The sequence below is a fragment of the Paraburkholderia dipogonis genome (assembly GCF_042680985.1).
Lineage (GTDB): Bacteria > Pseudomonadota > Gammaproteobacteria > Burkholderiales > Burkholderiaceae > Paraburkholderia > Paraburkholderia phytofirmans.
Map to the genome: position 1 here is coordinate 262,671 of NZ_JBHUFR010000011.1, position 21,630 is coordinate 284,300.

The 21,630-nt window shown below is 63.0% G+C and carries 18 protein-coding genes; 9 read left to right on the plus strand and 9 right to left on the minus strand.

Annotated features, from left to right (window positions below; genetic code table 11):
- Positions 1-200 precede the first annotated feature (200 nt).
- On the plus strand, positions 201-728 hold the full coding sequence (gene ppa, locus ACFSNN_RS16625; protein WP_134456803.1) for an inorganic diphosphatase: 528 nt from the start codon (positions 201-203) through the stop codon (positions 726-728).
- Positions 729-998: 270 nt separating this feature from the next.
- Complete coding sequence (locus ACFSNN_RS16630) at positions 999-3,098, plus strand: FUSC family protein (RefSeq protein WP_134456802.1); 2,100 nt, start codon at positions 999-1,001, stop codon at positions 3,096-3,098.
- Between the two features lie 42 nt (positions 3,099-3,140).
- On the opposite strand, the gene ACFSNN_RS16635 is transcribed toward ACFSNN_RS16630, so the two are convergent.
- Together ACFSNN_RS16635 and ACFSNN_RS16640 are read right to left on the minus strand one after the other, a co-directional pair.
- A complete protein-coding gene (locus ACFSNN_RS16635) occupies positions 3,141-3,470 on the minus strand; it encodes a GIY-YIG nuclease family protein (protein WP_134456801.1) in 330 nt (109 codons plus the stop codon).
- Between the two features lie 8 nt (positions 3,471-3,478).
- Positions 3,479-4,648, minus strand: coding sequence for a GNAT family N-acetyltransferase (locus ACFSNN_RS16640; protein ID WP_134456800.1), 1,170 nt, complete (start codon positions 4,646-4,648; stop codon positions 3,479-3,481).
- A gap of 143 nt (positions 4,649-4,791) precedes the next feature.
- Between ACFSNN_RS16640 and ACFSNN_RS16645 the strand changes: the two genes are divergently transcribed.
- Together ACFSNN_RS16645 and glnK are read left to right on the plus strand one after the other, a co-directional pair.
- Positions 4,792-6,492, plus strand: a complete 1,701-nt coding sequence (locus ACFSNN_RS16645) for an NAD+ synthase (RefSeq protein ID WP_134456799.1) — start codon at positions 4,792-4,794, stop codon at positions 6,490-6,492.
- 126 nt (positions 6,493-6,618) lie between these two features.
- Positions 6,619-6,957 (plus strand): P-II family nitrogen regulator, encoded by a 339-nt coding sequence (glnK, locus tag ACFSNN_RS16650; RefSeq protein WP_074763377.1) that lies wholly within the window; start codon positions 6,619-6,621, stop codon positions 6,955-6,957.
- Positions 6,958-7,213: 256 nt separating this feature from the next.
- Here the strand turns inward: glnK and ACFSNN_RS16655 are convergent, their stop codons facing one another.
- From ACFSNN_RS16655 to ACFSNN_RS16670, 4 genes are all read right to left on the minus strand, one after another.
- Positions 7,214-8,365, minus strand: a complete 1,152-nt coding sequence (locus ACFSNN_RS16655; protein ID WP_134456798.1) for a porin — start codon at positions 8,363-8,365, stop codon at positions 7,214-7,216.
- Between the two features lie 591 nt (positions 8,366-8,956).
- On the minus strand, positions 8,957-9,736 hold the full coding sequence (locus ACFSNN_RS16660) for an ABC transporter ATP-binding protein (RefSeq protein ID WP_012432161.1): 780 nt from the start codon (positions 9,734-9,736) through the stop codon (positions 8,957-8,959).
- 46 nt (positions 9,737-9,782) lie between these two features.
- Positions 9,783-10,496, minus strand: coding sequence for an ABC transporter permease (locus ACFSNN_RS16665; RefSeq protein WP_106306248.1), 714 nt, complete (start codon positions 10,494-10,496; stop codon positions 9,783-9,785).
- Positions 10,493-11,182 (minus strand): ABC transporter permease, encoded by a 690-nt coding sequence (locus tag ACFSNN_RS16670; RefSeq protein WP_134456797.1) that lies wholly within the window; start codon positions 11,180-11,182, stop codon positions 10,493-10,495. Before ACFSNN_RS16670 ends, ACFSNN_RS16665 begins: the two co-directional genes overlap by 4 nt.
- A gap of 696 nt (positions 11,183-11,878) precedes the next feature.
- Between ACFSNN_RS16670 and ACFSNN_RS16675 the strand changes: the two genes are divergently transcribed.
- Positions 11,879-12,589: a pirin family protein gene (locus ACFSNN_RS16675; RefSeq protein ID WP_134456796.1), complete on the plus strand. Its 711-nt coding sequence runs from the start codon at positions 11,879-11,881 to the stop codon at positions 12,587-12,589.
- Positions 12,590-12,788: 199 nt separating this feature from the next.
- Here the strand turns inward: ACFSNN_RS16675 and ACFSNN_RS16680 are convergent, their stop codons facing one another.
- Positions 12,789-13,319: a Spy/CpxP family protein refolding chaperone gene (locus ACFSNN_RS16680; RefSeq protein WP_134456795.1), complete on the minus strand. Its 531-nt coding sequence runs from the start codon at positions 13,317-13,319 to the stop codon at positions 12,789-12,791.
- Positions 13,320-13,539: 220 nt separating this feature from the next.
- Between ACFSNN_RS16680 and ACFSNN_RS16685 the strand changes: the two genes are divergently transcribed.
- Positions 13,540-14,265, plus strand: coding sequence for a response regulator (locus ACFSNN_RS16685; protein WP_012432166.1), 726 nt, complete (start codon positions 13,540-13,542; stop codon positions 14,263-14,265).
- Positions 14,249-15,568, plus strand: coding sequence for an ATP-binding protein (locus tag ACFSNN_RS16690; protein ID WP_134456794.1), 1,320 nt, complete (start codon positions 14,249-14,251; stop codon positions 15,566-15,568). The genes ACFSNN_RS16685 and ACFSNN_RS16690 overlap by 17 nt, the downstream gene beginning before the upstream one ends.
- Positions 15,569-15,659: 91 nt before the next feature.
- Here ACFSNN_RS16690 and ACFSNN_RS16695 read toward each other — a convergent pair whose 3' ends face one another.
- Both ACFSNN_RS16695 and ACFSNN_RS16700 read right to left on the minus strand, forming a co-directional pair.
- The gene (locus ACFSNN_RS16695) at positions 15,660-15,926 is read right to left on the minus strand and encodes a hypothetical protein (protein WP_134456793.1); all 267 of its coding nucleotides are present in this window, start codon (positions 15,924-15,926) and stop codon (positions 15,660-15,662) included.
- 178 nt (positions 15,927-16,104) lie between these two features.
- On the minus strand, positions 16,105-17,796 hold the full coding sequence (locus ACFSNN_RS16700) for a sensor domain-containing diguanylate cyclase (protein ID WP_134456792.1): 1,692 nt from the start codon (positions 17,794-17,796) through the stop codon (positions 16,105-16,107).
- 708 nt (positions 17,797-18,504) lie between these two features.
- Between ACFSNN_RS16700 and ACFSNN_RS16705 the strand changes: the two genes are divergently transcribed.
- Together ACFSNN_RS16705 and ACFSNN_RS16710 are read left to right on the plus strand one after the other, a co-directional pair.
- Complete coding sequence (locus tag ACFSNN_RS16705) at positions 18,505-20,256, plus strand: ABC transporter permease (RefSeq protein ID WP_134456791.1); 1,752 nt, start codon at positions 18,505-18,507, stop codon at positions 20,254-20,256.
- Between the two features lie 20 nt (positions 20,257-20,276).
- A complete protein-coding gene (locus tag ACFSNN_RS16710; protein ID WP_134456790.1) occupies positions 20,277-21,623 on the plus strand; it encodes an ABC transporter ATP-binding protein in 1,347 nt (448 codons plus the stop codon).
- Positions 21,624-21,630 lie beyond the last annotated feature (7 nt).

The following is a 21,630-nucleotide window of genomic DNA, read 5'->3' on the forward strand; positions in this document are numbered from 1 at the left end:
AACGAGAGGCACAATCGAGAGACGCCAGACGATTATCGCCCCGATCCAACGACGGATGCCATTGGCCGATTGGCTATAATGGCGCATTCAGCACTGTCCGGCCGCAGCGCCGCTGCTCGAGGCGAGTTTCACGTTGCATCCCGTTCGAGCGAGCGCGCCGCGCGCCGTGTTCCGAATTCCATCCCGACCAGAGAGCGCTCATGAGCTTCAATAACGTCCCCGCAGGCAAAGACCTTCCGCAAGATTTCAACGTCATCATCGAAATCCCGGCGCAAAGCGATCCGGTGAAGTACGAAGCCGACAAGGAAACGGGCCTGCTCCACGTCGATCGTTTCATCAGCACGGGCATGCGCTATCCGGCGAACTACGGCTACATTCCGCAAACGCTGTCGGGCGACGGCGACCCGGTCGACGTGCTGGTGATCACGCCGTTCCCGCTGCTGGCCGGCTCCGTGGTGCGTGCCCGCGCACTCGGCATGCTGCAAATGACCGACGAATCCGGCGTGGACGCGAAACTGGTCGCAGTACCGCACGACAAGGTCTGCCCGATGACCGCCAACCTGAAGTCGATCGACGACGTCCCGGCGCATCTGAAAGACCAGATCAAGCACTTCTTCGAGCAATACAAGGCGCTCGAGAAGGGTAAGTGGGTGAAGGTCGAGGGCTGGGCGGACATCGAAGCCGCGCACAAGGAAATCACCGAAGGCGCGGCGAACTACAAGAAGTAAGCTGCGTCACACCTGGTGAATAGAAAACCGCGCGAGCCTGCAAAGGCCGCGCGGTTTTTTCATGGCTAGTCGAAACATGAGGCCGGTGCGCGCCGCCTAGTCCGGGAGCGTGGACGCATAGACGCAGTGCATCGACAGGATGAACCGAAGCCATTTTTATATCTACGCGTAAACCCGTATTATTGGCCGCCTGCATACGCGTGCCTGCCGCCGGCCGGCGCGCTGCGCCGACGCAGCGCCAATCCGCGTTCCCTGGAGCCCATCTTTCGGATGCTGAATCGCAAGTCCAACCCGTCGTCTTCATCGCAACGCTGGTCGAACTGGCTGTATGCCGTCGTCAGCGCGATTTACCGCAAGCGGCCGGTATGGATGGTGTCGTTTTCGACCAGCGAAGCGAGTCTCTCCGAAGGCTTGCGAGCGGCTTGTGCGTCGACGGCCATGCTCGCGCTCGGCAATGTGCTGCACGAACCGGCCTTCGCGTGGGCGGCGATCGGCGCGTTCTGGACCTGCCTCGCCGATGCGGGCGGCTCCAACCGCGCCCGCTTTGCGTCGATGATGGGCTTCGCGGTGCTGTCCACGCTGTGCGGCGGCCTGACGGCTTACGCTTCCGGAGCAGGCGCCGTGTTCGCCGCGCTTGCGGTGCTAGTGTTCACGACACTCGGCGCATTCGGCAGGATCTGGGGCGCGGCCACTTCGCAGGTGACGATTCTCGCGGCCACCGCATGCGTCGTGATGGTCGACCGGCCGATGCACAGCGTTCGGCAAGGCATGGCGTTTCTCGGCATCTACCTGATCGGATGTCTGTTTGCCGTGGCGCTGAGTCTGACGGTCTGGCGCATTCATCCATTCGGCACGAGTCGCTCGTCGTTGCGCGCCGTGTATCTGCGTCTCGCTGATATCGCCGTGGACAGCGCGCGGCTGCTCGAACGACGCGCGGCACGCGGCGAATGGGCCACGCATGCCGCAAAATTTCGCGCCGATGCCCGCGCCGCGCTGGAGCGCTCGCGCAAAGTGCTGGCGCGTGTGCCGGCGTCGAGAACGGGCGGCCGCGAAACCTACGACACGCTGCTCGGCTTGCTGACCGACAGCGAAGCGTTGTTCGCGTATCTGATCGCCGTCTCGGGCGCATGTGAACGAGTGCCCGACGACGCATGGCGCGCGAAGCGCGCGGCCCGGCTGCTGACGGTCATGGGCGACGTGCTGCGCGGCATCGGCGCGGCCGCCAACGACGCACAGTGGGCCCGTCTCGCCGATTTGCAACTGCGTTTGCGGCGTTTTGCGCGGCGCCTCGAAACCGCCTTGATGGAACCGGTGACGCTGAAGTCCGATTTCGAACTCGTCGACTTCACGCCGGTGCATGCAGAGCCCGAAGGCTGGCGCGACAGCGCCGCGCGGCTTTTCACACGCGTCTGGTCCACCTTCAAGGCCAACCTGTCGATCGAGTCTGTCGGCTTGCGGCATGCGGCCCGCGTCGGCGTGACGACCACCACGGGCTTTCTCGTGATCCGCGCACTCGGTCTGCCGTTCGGCTACTGGGCCACCATGGCGACGCTGCTGATCCTGCAACCGTCGATCGCCGCGACCTGGCCGCGCAGTATCGAGCGCGCGGCGGGCAGCATCGTGGGCGGCGTGCTGGCGGCGGCGATCGGTTATGCGATCCATTCGCCGCTCGGCATTTCGCTCGCGGTGTTTCCGCTGGTGATGGCGACCATGGCGCTGCGTCCCGTGAGCTACAGCCTCTTCGTGCTGTTTCTCACGCCGACCTTCGTGCTGGTCGCCGACTTCGCGACGCCGGGCGCCAGCGAATTCGCCTATGCGCTCACGCGGCTCGGCAACAACGTGCTCGGTTGCGTGTTGGCGCTGCTGGCCACGTTCTATCTCTGGCCGACGCGCGAAAAGATCGACTATCGCGCGTATTTGAGCGAGGCGGTCCGCGCCAATCTCGCTTATCTGAGAGCCGCGCTGGCATCGCCTCGCCGCAGCGAGAAAGAGATGGAGCGCTTGCGCCGCGCCGCGGGTCTGGGCAGCAATAACGCGGAGGAAGCCATCGGCCGGATGCGCCTCGAAAAACTTGAAGACTCGATGGTCGACACCGTCACGCTCACCGTGCTGAGCCTGTTGCGAAGAATGGCCGGCACCGCGACGCAACTGCGTCTGAGTACGAACCGGCGCGACATGCACGATGAACTCGGCGCGTGGATCACGACCGTGAGCGCGGACATCGACGCCGCGTTGAGCCGCACCTTGCGGCCGGTGCGCCTTGGGCTCCCCGCGCGAGAGCGGCTGACTTCATTGGAAGCCGATGCGGTGGGCGAGCTTGCGCTGATGCATCGGCTGCTCAACGAGCGGATGCGTGAGGCGAGGGGATAGTTACGCGGCGGTGCCAGGAAGAAGGGCGAAGCTGAAGCGTTGTCAGGACTCGCCGGTTTGTTCTTCAGCTTGTTCTTCGTCGACAGCCGGTTCGGGTTCAGGCAAAGGCATCACCGATTCGAGCGTGCGCAGTCCCGCGGCGAGCGCCCGCTTCTCGGAAGCCGACAACCGCTTGACCCAATATTCCGCGCGCGAAGCAGTAGACCGGTCCGTCAATTCGAACGACGCCAGAACCTGCACCGGCTTGCGCGAACGCGTATAACGCGCGCCTTCGCCGCTGACGTGTTTGTCGAAGCGCGCCTGCACATCGACGGCGATGCCGGTATAAACGCTGCCGTCCGAGCATTCGAGCAGATAAAGAAACCAGGCCATGAATGCGCTCAGTCTTTGAACGGATTGTGTTCGCGCAGCTCATCCACATACGCGTGGATGCTGTTCTTTTCGTTGTCGAGAAAGTGGCCGACCGCATCGGCGAACGCGGGATGCGCGAGCCAGTGCGCCGAGCGCGTGACCGTGGGCAGAAAGCCGCGCGCCATCTTGTGCTCGCCCTGGGCACCGCCTTCGAACGCGCCGAGCTTTTCCTCGATGCAGAATTCGAGCGGCTGATAGTACGCCGTTTCGAAATGCAAACACGGCACGTGTTCCAGCGCGCCCCAATAGCGGCCATACAGCGTGCCGCCGGTTTTCGCGTCGCGCTGATACACCACCAGCGAACTTGCGATCGGCTTGCCTTCGTATTCGGCGATGACGAGCAGCAGGTTCTCGGGCATCGACGCGCCGATCATGCGGAAGAAATCCAGGTTCAGATACGGACTCGAAAAGTGCTCGCGGTACGTCTGCCGATAGCACTTGCTGAAGAAACGCCAGTCCGCGTCCTGAATGTCTTCGCCGCGGATCCGGCGCATCGTCACGCCGGCCTCCTGCACTTTACGACGCTCGGCGCGAATGTTCTTGCGCTTCTTCTGTTCGAGCGTGGAGAGGAAATCGTCGAAGTCGCGATAGCCGTCGTTGAGCCAATGAAACTGCACGCCTTCGCGTTGCATCATGCCCATGTCGGTGAGCGCTGCGGCTTCCGTTTCGGTGGGGAACAGCACGTGCAGCGACGACACGTCGGCCTGTTCGGCGAACGCCATCAGCGTCGCGGCCAGGTGCCTGAGCGCATGCGTATCCGCTGACAGCAACCGGTTGCCTTGCACCGGCGTGAACGGCACCGCGCACAACAGCTTCGGGTAATACGGCAAGCCGTTGCGCTTGTAGGCGTCGGCCCATGCCCAGTCGAACACGTACTCGCCGTATGAGTGCCCTTTCAGATACACGGGCGCGGCGGCCACGAGCTTGTCCGTGCGCGGGTCGCTCAACGTGACGAATTGCGGCGCCCAGCCGGTATCCGCGACCGCACAGCGGGTCGCATGCAAGGCGCTCAAAAACTCATGCCGCAGAAACGGCGTGGGCTGCGACTGCTGCGCGAGCAGGGCATTCCATTCGGCGGCGTCTACCTCGGAGGGCGACGCCAGAATGCCCGTGCGATAATCAAAGCGTTCCTGGTTCAATCTGTGTGACTGTTCCCAATGAGCGGCGCGGCGCGCTAGTGGTAATCAGGCGCCACGCCGTTCGTTTATCCGATTTGTCCATTCCGTCGAGCTAACCAGCCGCGGTACTCGCAAGCCACGCCGGCTTGCCTGTCGATCCTGCCATGAAGACCCGAATCGCTCTTGCTCAAATCAATGTCACCGTCGGCGACTTCGCCGGCAACGTCGCGAAGATCGTCGCTGCCGCGCGCGCCGCGCACAACGATGGTGCGAAGCTGCTGATCGCGCCTGAACTCGCGCTGTCCGGTTATCCGCCCGAAGATCTGCTGCTGCGTCCCGCGTTCTATGCCGCGAGCGCGGCGGCGCTGGCCGACCTCGCCACGCAACTCAAGCCGTTCGCCGGCCTGCATGTGATCGTCGGCCATCCGCTGCGCGACATCACGCACAATGCGGCGCACGGCCATGGTAATGCAAACGCGCCGATCGAGCGCGGCGTGCCGCCGGTCGATACTTTCAACGCGGCCTCGCTGATCGTCGACGGAGAAGTGCGCGGCACGTATCGCAAGCAGGATTTGCCCAACACCGAGGTGTTCGACGAGAAGCGCTATTTCGCGTCGGACCCGCAGCCGTTCGTGTTCGAACTCGATGGCGTGAAGTACGGCGTGGTGATTTGCGAGGACGCATGGCATGCGTCGGCAGCGCAAATGGCGAAGGCGGCGGGCGCGCAAGTGGTGCTCATTCCGAACGGCTCGCCGTATCACCTGAACAAGGAAGCGGTGCGCTTCGACATTCTGCGCGCGCGGATTCGCGAGACCGGATTGCCGATGGTCTACGTGAACATGGTCGGCGCGCAGGACGAACTGGTGTTCGACGGCGGCTCGTTCGTGCTCGACGCAGAGGGCGAACTGGTCGCCAAGATGGCGCAGTTCGAGGAAGCGACCGCGGTCGTCGAATTCGAAGACGGCAAGCCGTTGCCCGCGCCAATCGCGCAGGAGCAGTCGATCGAGGCGCAGGTTTACGCCGCGCTCGTGATGGGCGTGCGCGACTACATCAACAAGAACGGTTTCCCGGGCGCTTTGATCGGCCTGTCGGGCGGCGTGGATTCGGCGCTGGTGCTGGCCGTCGCGTGCGACGCGCTCGGCGCGGACCGCGTGCGCGCGGTGATGATGCCGTCGCGCTACACAGCGGATATTTCCACCACGGATGCCGCCGACATGGCGCGCCGCGTCGGCGTGCGCTACGACGAAATCGCGATCGCGCCGATGTTCGACGCGTTCCGCAGCTCGCTCGCGGAAGAATTCGCCGGCCGCGCCGAAGACGCCACCGAAGAAAACATTCAGGCGCGCATTCGCGGCACCTTGCTGATGGCGCTGTCGAACAAGTTCGGCTCGATCGTGCTGACCACCGGCAACAAGAGCGAAATGGCCGTGGGCTACTGCACGTTGTACGGCGACATGGCCGGCGGCTTCGCGGTCATCAAGGACATTGCAAAAACGCTCGTCTACCGCTTGTGCCACTACCGCAACCAGGCAACTACCTTCGACAAACAGGACGTCATTCCCGAGCGCATTCTGACGCGCGCGCCGTCGGCGGAACTGCGCGAGAACCAGACCGATCAGGACAGCTTGCCGGAATACGACGTGCTCGACGCGATCATGCGCATGTACATGGAAGAGGACCGCTCGCTCGCCGAAATCATCGCGGCAGGCTATGCGGTCGACGACGTCAAACGCGTCACGCGCCTCATCAAGATCAACGAATACAAGCGGCGTCAGGCGCCGATCGGCATTCGCGTGACGCATCGCGCGTTCGGGCGCGACTGGCGTTATCCGATCACGTCGCGCTACACCGAACTGGTGGAGTGAGCTTTAAGCGAACCGCTGCGGACTTACCCGAAGCGCGCGCCGGATTGCCGCAACGCATCCGGCGCGGCGTAGAATAAAAATCATCCATTTCCCTTTCACTCTTCCAGACACGAGACGAGGTTCGCCATGAAGCGCATCACTGCAGTCATCAAACCGTTCAAACTCGACGAAGTGCGCGAGGCGCTCGCTGAAGTCGGCCTCACCGGGCTGACCGTGACCGAGGTCAAAGGCTTTGGCCGGCAAAAAGGCCATACCGAGCTCTATCGTGGTGCAGAGTATGTGGTCGACTTTCTGCCGAAAGTGAAGATCGAAGTCGTGGTGGCGGACAATCAGTGCGACCAGGTGATCGATGCGATCATCGGCGCGGCGCGCACGGGCAAGATCGGCGACGGCAAGATTTTCGTCGCGGAAGTCGAGCGCGTGATCCGCATTCGTACCGGTGAAGAAAACGAAGCAGCGGTTTGACGCTGCTGAGTTCGTTGTCTTAAGCAGAAATCGAGCGGCGGAATTTGCCAACGTAGTCAACTGCACGACATCAGCCATGAATGCACCGCGCCGGTGCGCTCAGGCAGCGGCAAAACCGTGCGCTCAAATAAAAAACGGTGCGATACCCTTTCGGACATCGCACCGATACGCGCCTCTCGCAGCAGCGTGAAAAAGATTCTCTTGAAGAACTCTTGATTACACCCCGAAGGAAATTCCTTTGGGGAACACCGTTCGATTAGAACGAGTGTTGAATACCTGCGTACACGCCAGTCTGGTTGTGACCCGGCAGCGGGTTGTCCGTCGCCGTGGACGTGCCAGCGTTGTTGGCATTCAGGCCGTAGTTAGCCGTCTTGCTGTTACGCGTCTGAGCGACCTGGAGGTCCAGCAACGTGCGCTTGGACAGGTTGTACGAACCGCCGACCGTGTAGATCGTCGCGTTGCCTGAACCATTGTTGCCGTTCACGTGGTAGACCGCTGCAATCAGCGCCGCTGCCGGCGTTGCTTGCCACGTCACACCGCCCCATTCGTGATCCAGAGTCGTCGGCTGGCCCGGCAGAACGCCTTGAGCACCTGCCGAACGGACTGCCTGGTAAGCAGCCTGAATCTTGAACTGGCCCAGGAACACGTTCACGAGAGCCGAGTATTCACGCGATGCCGCGAATACGCCGTTGCCGATGTTGCCCGGGTTGACCGTGCTTGCGTTCGGGCCGTACAGCACGCCGTTAGCCGGGTTGCGGATTTCGTCGTACAGACCGCGGATCTGGAACAGCGAGTTCGTGTACGTGATCTGTGCGCCAGCTTCGCGACCTTGAGCGGTCGTGCCGTTGCCGTTCCAGCTCGTTGCATTCGACAGCGCGTATTGACCGTAGAAGTCAAAGCCTGCGATCTTCGGCGACTGGTACGCGAAGTTGTTGCTCGATTGCGGCCAGTTGCGGCCACGCACCAGCGACGCCGACGACCAGTTCGATTGACCGAACGGGTCGAAGTCCCACACGCCGTTCGAGATGTACAGCATGCGGCCCATCGTGAACGTACCGTATGCGTCGTTCGACAGGCCGACCGTTGCCCAACGATTGAAGAGACCGCCGCCGCCAGGGCCTGCACCCGTCATGGTGTTGAAGGAGCCTTCCAACTGGAACAGGACCTTGTTGCCGCCACCGATGTCCTCAACGCCCTTCAAGCCCCACAGGCTGGTACCCCAGTCGCCGCTTTCCGCGCGCCAGCGGCTCGTGCTGCCCGTTGCCGAGCCAGCCAGGTTCGAGCCTTGCGGAACGCCCGACATGTATTCGATACCGGCGTCAAGGCGGCCGTACAGCGTCACGCTGCTTTGGGCGTGCGCAACAACACCGGCTGTCATCAGCGCAGCGGCGAGCAAAGCTTTCTTCATCTTCTCCTCCATACCCTGTCAAAAAGTGAAACCCAGTACTGCGAATGGTGCTCGGCCGCGATTTGCGCCGAACAGAAATCGGTACCAGGGAGATTAGCGGGTGGATTGGGTTTCCTGCCGTGACGTGTAGCCTTGGGGCTATCTGGTCGTCATGCCGATCCCTCGCCGACCGGTTCTCCTCTGTGCTTTGAAGTGAAACTACTTTTAATGAACTTTGTTTTGCTACTTTGGTTACTAATTTATCAAAAATACCCTGAACTGGGAGAAGAAATTAGTACCTGCCTTGATCGATGTCTCCAAATTGCAATAACAATGTGCGCGACGACCTGTTGCAACCGCTTCGAAAAACGCGGAAACCCTTATGCGACAAGGGAATCACGGATCGGCGCGGGTAACGTTAAGGATTGCCACTATTGACGCTTCAAATGCGGCAGAGTAGGGCGGATAAGCGGGGGTGGGAGGCTTGCGGGGCGCGGTTTTCGCGGCCGAAATCGACGGAATGCGCAGGTGAGCGAAACAAAAAAAGGCGCTGGTAAGCGCCTTGTAATACTACTTTCACTACAACCCAAATAGCGGGCTGTGCCTCAGTTGTTATTTGAGGCTGCCGGAGAGGAACTGCTTGAGCCGGTCGCTCTTCGTGTTCCTGAAGACTTCGTCGGGGTGGCCTTCTTCTTCCACGCGGCCTTGATGCAGAAACATCACGTGATTCGACACGTTGCGCGCGAAAGCCATTTCATGCGTGACGACGATCATTGTGCGGCCTTCTTCGGCGAGCGTCTGCATGACCTTGAGCACTTCGCCGACCAGCTCGGGGTCGAGCGCGGAAGTCGGTTCGTCGAACAGCATCACATCCGGATGCATGGCCAGCGCGCGTGCGATCGCCACCCGCTGCTGCTGGCCGCCCGACAGATGCGACGGATACTGTTTCTCCAGGCGCGGCGCGAGCCCGACCTTTTCCAGATATTCACGCGCGCGGTCTTCGGCTTCCTTGCGCTTCAGACCCAGCACGTTGACCGGCGCCTCGATGATGTTCTCGAGCACGTTCATGTGCGACCACAGGTTGAAGTGCTGAAACACCATCGACAGCCTGGTGCGCACGCGCTGCAACTGCTTCGGGTCCGACACGCGCAGCGCGCCGTTCTTGCCGATCTGCGTGCGCACTTCTTCACCGTCGACGAAGATGCGTCCCGAGTTCGGCTGCTCGAGAAAGTTGATGCAGCGAAGCATCGTGCTCTTGCCCGAACCGGACGAGCCGATCACGCTGATCACGTCGCCGGCGTTCGCCTTGAGCGACACGCCCTTGAGCACTTCGTTGTCGCCATACTGTTTGTGAAGCTCGTCGACGAAGAGCTTCTGCTTCTTGTTGTTCATCAGGATCCTTGGGCGTGCTTACTTGCTGAGGGCGCGGTGCCTTGGGTTACTTGCCTTGCGGCCGCAGGTAAGCGAGCCAGCGGCGCTCGGCGCGGCGGAACAGCCACACGAGCGCGAAAGAAATGCACAGATAGAGCAGGGCGGCGATGCCGAACGCGTTGAACGACTGATATGTCGCGGAGTTCACATCGCGCGCGATCTTGAGGATGTCCGGCACGGTCGCGGTGAACGCGACGGTGGTGGCGTGCAGCATCAGGATCACTTCATTGCTGTAGTAGGGCAATGCGCGGCGCAGGGCCGACGGCAGAATCACGCGCCGGTACAGCGTGAACGACGACATGCCGTACGCACGCGCCGCTTCGATCTCGCCGTACGGCGTCGCCTTGATCGCGCCGGCGAAAATCTCGGTGGTGTACGCGCAGGTGTTCAGCGTGAAGGCGAGCAGCGTGCAATGCATGCCGTCGCGGAAGAACGCATTGGTGAGTTCGTGATTGCGGATGATCTCGAGGCTGTACAAGCCGGTGTAGCAAAGCAGTAGTTGCACATACAACGGCGTGCCGCGGAACACATACGTATAGAGCCACACCAGCGTGGAGAGCCACTTTTTCTTCGACACGCGCGCCACCGCGAGCGGAATCGACAGGCAGAAGCCGAGCCCGATCGACACCACCAGCAGCCACAGCGTGATCACCACACCGGTGAGGCGGTAGCCGTCGGTGTAGAGATAATTGCGCCAGTATTCCTGAATGATCTCGATCATAGATCCGCCTTTCGTACGCCGGTCGAGTAACGCTTTTCGAGGTACATCAGCACGAAGTTGGACACTGTGGTGATGACGAGATAGATCGCCCCCGCGAACAGGGTGAAGAAGAAGAACCGCAAGGTGCCCTTGCCCGCGTCCTGCGAAGCTTTGACCACGTCCGCGAGACCGATGATCGACACCAGCGCGGTGGCCTTCACCATCACCTGCCAGTTGTTGCCGATGCCAGGCAGCGCGAAGCGCATCATTTGCGGGAACATCACGCGCGAGAACACCTGCCAGCCGGTCATGCCGTAGGCGGCGCCGGCTTCGAGCTGGCCGCGCGGCACCGCGAGAAACGCGCCGCGGAAGGTCTCGGTGAAGTACGCGCCATAAATGAAGCCGAGCACCGCGACGCCGGCCACGAAAGGATCGATGTCGATCTGCTCCCAGCCGAGCAAGTCGGTCAGGTTGTTCAGCCAGATCTGGATGCTATAGAACAGCAGCAGCATCAGCACCAGGTCGGGCACGCCGCGCACAAGCGTGGTGTAGACGGTGCCGACGCCGTAGGAGAAACGGTTTTTCGACAGTTTCGCCGCCGCGCCGAGCAGGCCCAGCACGAAAGCGAACGCCAGCGACAACACCGCCAGTTTGACGGTTTGCCAGGTGCCGTTGAGGAGCAGCGGGCCGTAGCCTTGAAGGAACATGGGGGGTCCTTGACGATGTGTTTGCGACACACCGCGAAAGACGCGGCCAACTCTGCGCCGCGTTTGCCGCGAGCCTAGGCTCGCAGTGACCTGCGGCGCACAGCGCACCGCTGTGCAAATCATGACTGCATGGCCGTTACCGGTCTTGCAGCGCGCTTTTCGACTCTTGTTGTGAAACTGCGGGTGAATCTACTGCCGACTGTATTACGAAGCCTCGCGAAAGCCCATGCGGGCGAGCCCCGAGTTTCGTGGGTGCTGCCTGTGTTTCCTCGATTCAGGGCCTGGACTCGATTGGCCGTCGCTATTCTAGGCGGTCAAAATTGTCGCGCCGCTCAGGGTTTCGGCTTCGAAGCGGGACACGTCCATTCGCTGTCTTGAAGCAGTCTGGCGCGGGTCTGAAACCGGCGGCCAACCCATGGCAGCCCGTCATGCCGGACCCGCCGGCGCGCCTTCGGCGCCCACGCAATCTCGAAAAGGGCGGTATTTTACCCGAACAGGGACGAGGCGCCAGTCCGGGACGCCGGCGGCGGCAAACTCGCATGCGCGGGCGTTGTGCGAGCGCGACGTTGCCGCGTTTTTTCACCACGCCAGATTGCGCGGATTTATGAAACGATCCGGTGCACCCGCGCGGATTGTTTAGTGCGGGCCATGCCCATACATTCTCGGCATCGCTATTTACTCACCAGGAGTCCTTCCATGTTCGAGATTCGCCGCTCCGAAGAACGCGGTCACGCCAACCACGGCTGGCTCGACTCGTATCACAGCTTCTCGTTTGCCGACTATCGCGATCCCCAGCATGTGCATTTCGGCCCGCTGCGGGTCATCAACGAAGACCGTATCGCCGGCGGCGAGGGCTTCGGCACGCACGGCCATCGCGACATGGAAATCGTCACTTATGTGCTCGAAGGCGCGCTGGCCCACCGCGACAGCATGGGCAACGGCTCGACGATCCGTCCCGGCGACGTGCAGCGCATGAGCGCCGGCACGGGTGTGCAGCACAGCGAGTTCAACGCGTCGCAGGACGAGTCCGCGCACCTGTTGCAGATCTGGGTGATTCCGCAGCGCGCAGGCGACCAGCCGAGCTACGAGGAAAAACGTTTTGACGCCGCCGACAAGCGCGGCCGCCTGCGCGTGGTCGCTTCGCCCGACGGCCGCGACGGTTCGGTGACGATCCATGCGGACGCGTCGATCTACGCGGCGCTGATCGACGGCGAAGAAACGGCGACGTTCGCGCAGCCCAAAGGACGTCTGACGTATGTGCATGTGGCGCGCGGCGCGCTGACGGTGAACGGCAAAGCGCTCCGTGCAGGCGACGCCGCCAAGCTCAGCGACACGGATACCGTCACGCTTGAGAGGGGCGAGAATGCCGAAGTGCTGCTGTTCGATCTGGGGCAGCTCAACGGTTGAGCCGTCGTCGCTCGGTCGCGCTTTCACTGAATGAATAGTTGAAGCCGCAACGAGCACGCTTCACGCATGCATCACGGCAGTCCGCGCGCAGCGTGTCGCGCGGTAGAAAAAACGCCACGGAGGGCAAGCCTCCGTGGCGTTTTCGCATTCAGCAGCACAGACGGTCGCGCGAGCCGTCTGTGCATCTACACCGAGCCGCTTACTGATTGGCCGCCGGTGCCGATGCCGCGCCCTTGCGATGCTCCCAGTGCTCGCGCATCTTTTCATGACGCGACTCCATCTTCGCAAAGCGCTGCTTGAGGGCGGTGCTGACGGTGGTCTTCTGCTGGTCGTTCAGGCCGTTATAGAACTTGAGCCACGCATCCGAGGTTTGTTGACGCAGTTGTGCGTCTTTCTGTTCGACCTGCTGGTGCGCGGCGGCCATGGCGTTCAGGTCCAGGATCGGCTGCTGCTGCGCGGCCTTGAACTGGTTCTTGATCTGCTCATGATTGGCGCGCATGGCTTCGTGGTTCTGCTTCATGGTGTCGAGCGCGGCTTGCCACTGCTTTTCCTGATCCGCGTTCAGCTTCAGTTGATCGTGCAGTTGCGTCAGTTCCTTCATGAAGTGGCCGTGCCAGCCGCCAGGGCCGCCGTGGTCGGCATTGGGTTGTGCGGCATAGGCAGCGCCCGCCCCGATGGCGAGAGCAGTGGCGGCAACGGCGAGAACGCGCGAGATCTTTTTGGTAGACATGTGAGACTCCCTGTAATGGAATAGCCGACGATGCAACCGGTTAAAGTGAACGGCCTGCATTCGGTAAGACACAGCGTAGAGAAGTGCGCAGATCGCTGTGTTACGTGGCAGGATGCGGCTATTACGGGGGATTACGCACACCTTTCACCGTAACACCCGGTAACCCTTGGGGCCGGTTTGAAATCGAAAACCCTTCCTGCTGCGCGTTAAACTTCATCCCATGGCTACTCAAATACTTGTTGTCGACGACGACGTCGAATTGCGCGATCTGCTCCGCGACTATCTGGCCCGCCAGGGCATCGAGGTTTCGGTGCTGCACGACGCGGGCTCGCTCGAGCGCAGGCTCGAACGCGAGCGCCCGGACCTGATCGTGCTCGACCTGATGATGCCGGGCGTTGACGGGCTCACCGCGCTGCGCAAGCTGCGCGCGTCGGGCGACGACATCCCGGTGATCATGCTCACGGCGCGGGCGGACGACGTCGACCGTATCGTCGGGCTGGAACTCGGCGCGGACGACTACCTCGGCAAGCCGTTCAATCCGCGCGAATTGCTGGCGCGCGTGCAGGCCGTGCTGCGCCGCCGTCGCACGCTGCCCTCGGCGGCGGCGCCGGAACAGCGCGAGCCGTTCAACTTCGGCCGCTTCACGCTGGACTTCCAGTCGCGCACGCTGCATCTGGAAGACAAGCCGCTCACGTTGTCGGGCAGCGAATTCGCGCTGCTGAAGATTTTCGTCAATCACCCCATGCGCACGCTCACGCGCGAGCGCCTGCTCGAACTGCTGCACGGCCCGGAATACGACGGCACCGACCGCGGCATCGACGTGCAGGTCTGGCGCCTGCGCCGCATTCTCGAAACCGACCCGTCCACGCCGCGCTTCATTCAAACAGTGCGCGGCCGCGGCTACGTGTTCGTGCCCGACGGCGAACAGCATGCGCCGGCCCATTGATTCGCTGTTCGGACGGCTGGCGCTGCTAGTCGTCGCGGTGCTGCTGCTGTCGCATTTCGCGTGGTACGCGCTCATGCGCCTCGAGCGCAGTCAACTGCAAACGCGCTACGCGGTCGAAGAAGCCACTTTCCTCGTCGACGCGGTGCGTCAGCACGTCGCCCGGTCGCCGGACCAGCCCTTGCCGTCGCGCGTCAAACTGGTCGATCCGGCGAGCCCGGAAGTGCCGCCGGAGGTCGCGGACTTGCCGCCGCCGCTCGAACGTTTCGTCGAAGACGCGCGCGACCGCATGCCGTCCGGCACTCAAGTGCGCGTCGGCCAGCCGGGCCGCCCGCCCACGCTATGGGTGCGCGCGCCCTCCGACAAAAGCTGGATCGTCGTGCCGGTGCAGCCGTTGCGCACGCCGCGCTCGCTCGATCGCACGGTGCTGTGGCTTGCCATCATCTTCTCGTTCGCGGTAATGGCGGCGCTGTTCGCCGCGTGGGCCCTACAGCAACCATTGCGCTCGCTCGCCCAGGCGGTGGCGCGTTTCGGCCGCGGTCAGCCGGTGCCGCCGGTGCCGGAGCGCGGGCCGCGCGAGTTGCGTCAACTCACGCACGGCTTCAATCAGATGGTCCAGGAAGTGGCGCGCACGGAGAACGACCGCGCCGTGATGCTGGCGGGTGTGGCGCACGATCTGAAAACGCCGCTCGCGCGTTTGCGGCTGCGCGCCGAAATGATGGACGAAGTGAAGATGCGCGATGGCGTGGTGCGCGACGTCGATTCCATGACGCATATCGTCGAACAGTTTCTGGTGTTCGCGCATGACGGCGCCGATCGCAGCGAGGCGGTCGAGGTGGACGCGCAGTGCGAGCGGATCGTACGCAGCTATCGCGCGGTGGCCTCCGGTACCCCCACCGTGCAGACCGAACTCAACGCGGGGCCGGCGTTCCTGTTGCCCGCCGCCACGCTCGACCGGATTCTGTCGAATCTGCTCGACAACGCGCATGCCTATGGCGCGCCGCCGGTCGTCGTGGCCACGGAGCGTACCGCGCAAGGCTTCACTTTGTCGGTGAGCGACAGCGGCAGCGGCATCGCGGCCCAGGATCTGATCAACGCCAGCCGGCCGTTCGTGCGGCTCGATCCCGCGCGCGGCGGCAACGGCCATAGCGGCCTCGGGCTCGCCATTGTCGAGCGGCTGGTGCGGCGTGCGGGAGGAGAGTGGGAGATCGGCAACCACGGCGGCCGTGGGTTGCGAGTCTTGATGAGCTTTCCGCTCGAAGTGTTGCCGCGGGTCGCGGCGGCCTCGGAGAACGCTTGGGGTTGATAGGTGGATGCGCGGCGCGGGCTTTGGCAGTCCGTGCCGCGTCTTGAGATCCGAACGCAAGATTCGCAAGACGCGGCCGGCAGCCGGCGCGCTAGTCCGAGAACAACGTATTCAGCGCGTTCGCCGCTTCGCTATCCACCGTATTCCACGTCACCGTTTCGGCTTCGAAAATATAGTGCGTGGTGTATTTGCCGAGACGCGCCAGGATCTCTTCCTGAATGAGTTCCGGCGCGACGTCCAGTTTCAGATACCACGTGGTAGACGACAAACGCGTCTGAAACGCGCCGTATTCAGCCAGCAGATGGTCGAACGCGTCAGCATCCTGATCGCGGCAGACGATGACCAAATTTCCCTTCATGCGAATCTCCCGTTAAAGCGGTAGCGGCAACCTCGATATCAGGGTCGATGATACCTGCTTCGTCAGGAATGCCCGAGGGCGGCTCTTGCCTTGCGTCAGCTTGCGGCGTGATTGCGCGCTGTTTGCGCACCGTATGCGCTTCACTTGAAACGCCGGAGTCCGGCGTCTGCCGGACGCATTACCAGACGTTGGCCACCGTGCGGGCCGGCGGGGCGGTGTCGTCGGGCGGCAAGGCCTCGGTGCGATCGCGGCCGCCCGATTTCGCCGCGTACAGCGCCATGTCGGCGCGGCTCATGATCCGCTCGGGCAGATCGTCGGGCGAGAGTTCGGTAATGCCGATGCTCACGCTCAAGCCCACCGATGCCGGCAACTTCGGCGAAGGCATGGCCTTCAGGCGCAGCCGCAAGCGTTCGACGACTTCGTGGCCGCCGGCGAGATCCGTGGCCGGCAGCAGCAGACCGAACTCTTCGCCGCCCAAGCGGCCGATCGCGTCGGCGCCGCGCAGTTCGGCGCGGCAGGTATCGACGAAATGTTCGAGCGCGCGGTCGCCGGCGGCGTGGCCAAAGCGGTCGTTGATCTGCTTGAAGTGGTCGAGGTCGGCGATCGCCATGCACAACGGTTCGTTGCCCGCATGCGCGCGTTCGATCTCATGGCGCAGCAGGTCGAGGAAGTAGCGCCGCGACAGCGCGCCGGTCAGCGCGTCGTGGCGCGCTTCGGCCGACAGCAGCGTGTTGGCGGATTGCAGTTGTTCAGCGAGATCGCGCGTGGCGCGATGGTGGCGCCGCTCGCGCACATAAGACACCGTGATCACCCACGCCAGCGCGACCGTGCCGGCCAGCGTCAGAAACACCAGCAAATGATCGCGCTTGTGATTGCGCAGCAGTTCCGGCCAGGCCACGAGCGGATCGACCAGATGTGCCGACAGTCCCGAGTTCAGGCCGCCGCGCGTCTGATAGAGCGACGGCACGAGCCGCTCGGACATGCCGAACAGTTGCCCGGCCACGGCGGACGGCACCCACGGCGCCTGTTCGCGTACTTGCGAGTCCACGCTGATCTGGATGTCGGGAATCTGGTCGCGCAGATAGATGGTCTTGCGTTCGGCCGCCGTCATGTGCGTGACGCGCGAGTTCGGCAGCGCGCGGCCTTCGAGCTCGCTGTTGTGCGCCATGATGATGACGCCGTTGTCGTCGGCGACGAAGGTGCCGGCGTGCGCGACCCAGTGGCGCAGCCGCGCGATGCCGACCTTGGCGACGACCACGCCGACCAGCAGGCCGTCCGCGTAAGCCGGCGCGGCGATGAAGATGCCGGGCTCGCCGCTCGAGCGGCCGACCCCATAGGCTTCGGAGAACGCACCGAGCAGCGCGTTCGTCAGATAGCCGCGCACGCGCATGTCGGTGCCGACGAAAGAGCGCTCCGCCGCGAGCGGATTGTTGATGGAATTGCTCGAGGCGACGCACACACCGTTGGCGTTGACGAGCCAGATCTGGTCGAGCCCGGAGAAGCCTTGCGCGTCGTGCAGGAAATTGCTCACGGCGGTCATCTGCGCGTCTTTCAGCAAGGCGGCGCGCAGGACGGGTTCCGTCACTTCACTCTTCACGGCATAATTCTGGGATTGCACCAGAGCGCGCTGGACCACGTCCATTTCGGCCATGGTGGCGGGGATGGCGCGAGACATCGCAAGGTCGCTGGCGATCACCTCCGCCATGTTGTCCACGATCGAGGTGGACATTTGCCGCTGCGCACGCAGGGCTGCGTCCAGCTCTTGCTGTACCATCCGGTCCGCAACCATGCCGGCCACGAACCAGCAAACCAGGACGATCAGCATGAAGCTGACCGGCCCGGTTGCCTGGCGCAAGGTTGTCCTGTTCATCGACCCTCTGATCCGTCTGGCTGTGACATGCAACTAGCTCAATCGTGGCAGCGCGCTCGCGCAGTTTCACCGCTGTGGAAGCGGTCGGCAATACGCCGTCGCTGTGGCCCGGGATAATCCGATAACAGGCGTCGTCTCCTGATTTTAACCGTCATGGGGCCAGACGCCACCCTTATTGCGGGAATGCGAACTGCGTCCACCGCGCCCATCAGGTTCTTAACGGCAGCCCGGCCGGATTCTTGACGGTGGTTCGGGTTTGTCCGGTCAGTTCCTGGCCATCGCGGCAGCCGCCGCGAGGGTCGAAGATGCGGCCGGCGCGCCACGATAAAAGATCGGCGCAAGCTCGGCGCATGCAGACCCAAGGGCGTTGAAAGGGGGTTCTCCGCTATTTACCGCTATTTGCCGCGAAAGGTTGTGCCTGAAACATAGGATGGTGTAGTGTCGTGCCGTCCAAAACAAGGAAAGCTCGCCAGCCCTTACGGGCGGCGCCTGCGGCGACAGGAGTCTGGCTTGACGGTTGCGGTCCTGGGCGCTTCGTCCATGACACATCCGTCACCGGTTCACGTGTCTCCAACGCTAACGATTTACCGCGCCCACGCGTTTTGCCATGCCTGATTTCCGCTTTCCGGACCGATCTTCAGACCGCCGCGCCGAAGCCGCGGCCTCCTTGCTGTTCTTGAACGCCTGGTTCGACGGGGAGGGTATCTGATGGACTTCAGCTTCAACCTGAAGCGCACCGCCAATGCATCGGCATGGCGGGTGCTGCCCAATCGTTGGGACTTCGTCGCCTTCCCGCTGATCATCTGTGTGATCGCCATGGCGGCGATCGGCTTTCACGAGACCTTGGCGCCCATGTCGACGCTCAAGACTCAAGCCATCTCGCTCGATCCGGCGAACCTGCCTGAATATGCGATGCGCACTACGCTCCGCATGCTCGCGGCGATGGTGGCCTCGCTGATCTTCACGCTGGTGTACGGCACGCTCGCCGCCAAGAGCCGCCGCGCGGGTCTGGTGCTGGTGCCGATTCTCGACATCCTGCAGTCGGTGCCGGTGCTGGGCTACATTTCGTTTACGGTCACGTTCTTTTTGGCGCTGTTCCCGGGCCGCGTGCTCGGCGCCGAACTCGCGGCGATCTTCGCGATCTTCACGAGCCAGGCTTGGAACATGACGTTCAGCTTCTATCAGTCGCTGCGCACGGTGCCGCGCGATCTGGACGAGGTCTCGCGCGGCTTTCACCTGACTTCATGGCAGCGCTTCTGGAAGCTGGAAGTCCCGTTCTCGATGCCGGGCCTCATCTGGAACATGATGATGTCGATGTCGGGCGGCTGGTTCTTCGTGGTCGCCTCCGAGGCGATCACGGTCGGCAACAGAACGATCATCCTGCCAGGCATCGGCGCCTATCTCGCGCAGGCAATCTCGGATAAGAACCTGCACGCGATCGGCTGGGTGATCCTCGCCATGACGGTCGTGATTCTTGCCTACGACCAGTTCCTGTTCCGCCCGCTTGTCGCGTGGGCCGACAAGTTCCGCATGGAAAACACCAGTTCGGGCGACGCGCCGGAATCATGGCTGCTCGATCTGATTCGCCGCACCCGCCTGATCCACCGCTTGCTGGTGCCGCTCGGCTGGATGTTCGCCAAGGCCGCGCGCGTGCCGTTCCGTCTGCCGGCGTTCCAGGGACCGCGCTTCCAGATCCCGCAGATGCAGAAGAGTTCGCGCGTCGGCGATATGGTGTGGGCGACACTGGTGCTGCTCGCGACCGTCTACGTGGTGTATCGCGTCGTGATCTATGTGCGCACCGGCGTGTCGCTGGATGAAGTCTGGCACGTGTTCGTGCTCGGGCTGATCACGCTGCTGCGCGTGGTTGTGCTGATCGCGATCGCCTCCGTGATCTGGGTGCCGGTCGGCGTACTGATCGGCTTGCGCCCGGCGCTTGCCGAGAAGATTCAGCCGCTCGCGCAGTTTCTCGCCGCGTTCCCGGCCAACCTGCTGTTCCCGGTGTTCGTGATCGCGATCGTGCGCTTCCATCTGAACCCGGACATCTGGCTGTCGCCGCTGATCGTGCTCGGTACCCAGTGGTATATCCTGTTCAACGTGATCGCCGGCGCGACGTCGTATCCGAACGACTATCGCGAGGCGGCCAAGAACTTCCACATCCGCGGCTGGCAATGGTGGCGCCAGGCGATTCTGCCGGGCATTTTCCCGTACTACGTCACGGGCGCGATCACTGCGTCGGGCGGCGCGTGGAACGCGAGCATCGTCGCGGAATTCGTGCAGTGGGGCGACACCAAGGTGGCCGCGCACGGATTGGGCGCCTATATCGCGCAATCCACCGCCGCGGGCGACTATCCGAAGATCATCGTGGGCATCGCCGTGATGTCCCTGTTCGTGACCCTGTTCAACCGCCTGCTGTGGCGTCCGATGTACGCCTATGCCGAAGCCAAGCTCCGGCTTGATTGAAGAAACGAAGGCCAAACGCGATGCAAAATCCTAAAGCTGCTATGACCGCCGCGCCGATCCAGACCCCGCCGAAGCCGCCGCGCCTCGGCGAAGAGATCCTGCGCGTCAAGGACGTGTGCCGCGGGTTCAACAAGTCGCAGGGCGAACTGCTCGTCCTCGACGACGCCAACCTGTCGCTGCGCGAAGGCGAGATTGTCGGATTGCTGGGCCGGTCGGGCTCGGGCAAGTCGACGCTGTTGCGCATCATCGCCGGTCTGATCGAGCCGACCGACGGCGAAGTCACCTATATGGGCAAGCCGCTCGACGGCCCCGCCAAGGGTGTCGCGATGGTGTTCCAGACTTTCGCGCTGTTCCCGTGGCTGACCGTGCTGCAAAACGTGGAAGCGGGTCTCGAGGCGCAAGGCGTCGGCGCCAGCGAACGGCGCACGCGCGCGCTGGCGGCGATCGACCTGATCGGTCTGGACGGCTTCGAAAACGCTTACCCGCGCGAACTGTCGGGCGGCATGCGCCAGCGCGTCGGCTTTGCACGCGCGCTGGTGGTGGACCCCACGCTGCTGCTGATGGACGAGCCGTTTTCCGCGCTCGACGTGCTGACCGCCGAAACGCTGCGTACCGACCTGCTCGATCTGTGGACGCAAGGCCGCATGCCGATCAAGGCCGTGCTGATCGTCACGCACAATATCGAGGAAGCGGTCTTCATGTGCGACCGCATTCTGGTGTTGTCGTCGAACCCGGGGCGCGTGATCGCCGAGATCAAGGTGCCGTTCAAGCATCCGCGTAATCGCCTCGATCCGGCGTTCCGCAAGCTGGTGGACGACATCTACGCGAAGATGACCGCGCGTCAGACCGACGAAAAGACCAAGAAGGGCCTCGAGCTGCACAGCTGGCTGCCGCATGTGTCGACCAACCTGATGGCCGGTCTGATCGAAACGCTGGCCGCCGCGCCGTACCATGGTCGCGCGGACATGCCGGAAATCGCCCGCTCGCTGCATCTGGAGGTCGACGATCTGTTCCCGGTCGCCGAAGTGCTGCAACATCTCGGTTTCGCGGATATCCGCGAGGGCGACATTTTCCTGACGCCGCCGGCGCGTGTGTTCTCCGAGTTCGGCACTCAGGAACGCAAGATGATGTTCGCTGAACATCTGCTGCGTCACGTGCCGCTCGCCGCGCGAATCAAGAAGGTGCTCAACGAACGGCCGGGGCATCGCGCGCCGCGCGTGCGCTTCGAGCAGGAGCTGGAGGATTTTCTGTCGGACAGCGCCGCGGAAGAGACGCTCGACGCGGTCATCAACTGGGGCCGTTATGGCGAGATCTTCTCGTACAACGACCAGACCGAAATCTTCAGTCTGGAAGACGTGGAGTCTTAAGCGAGGG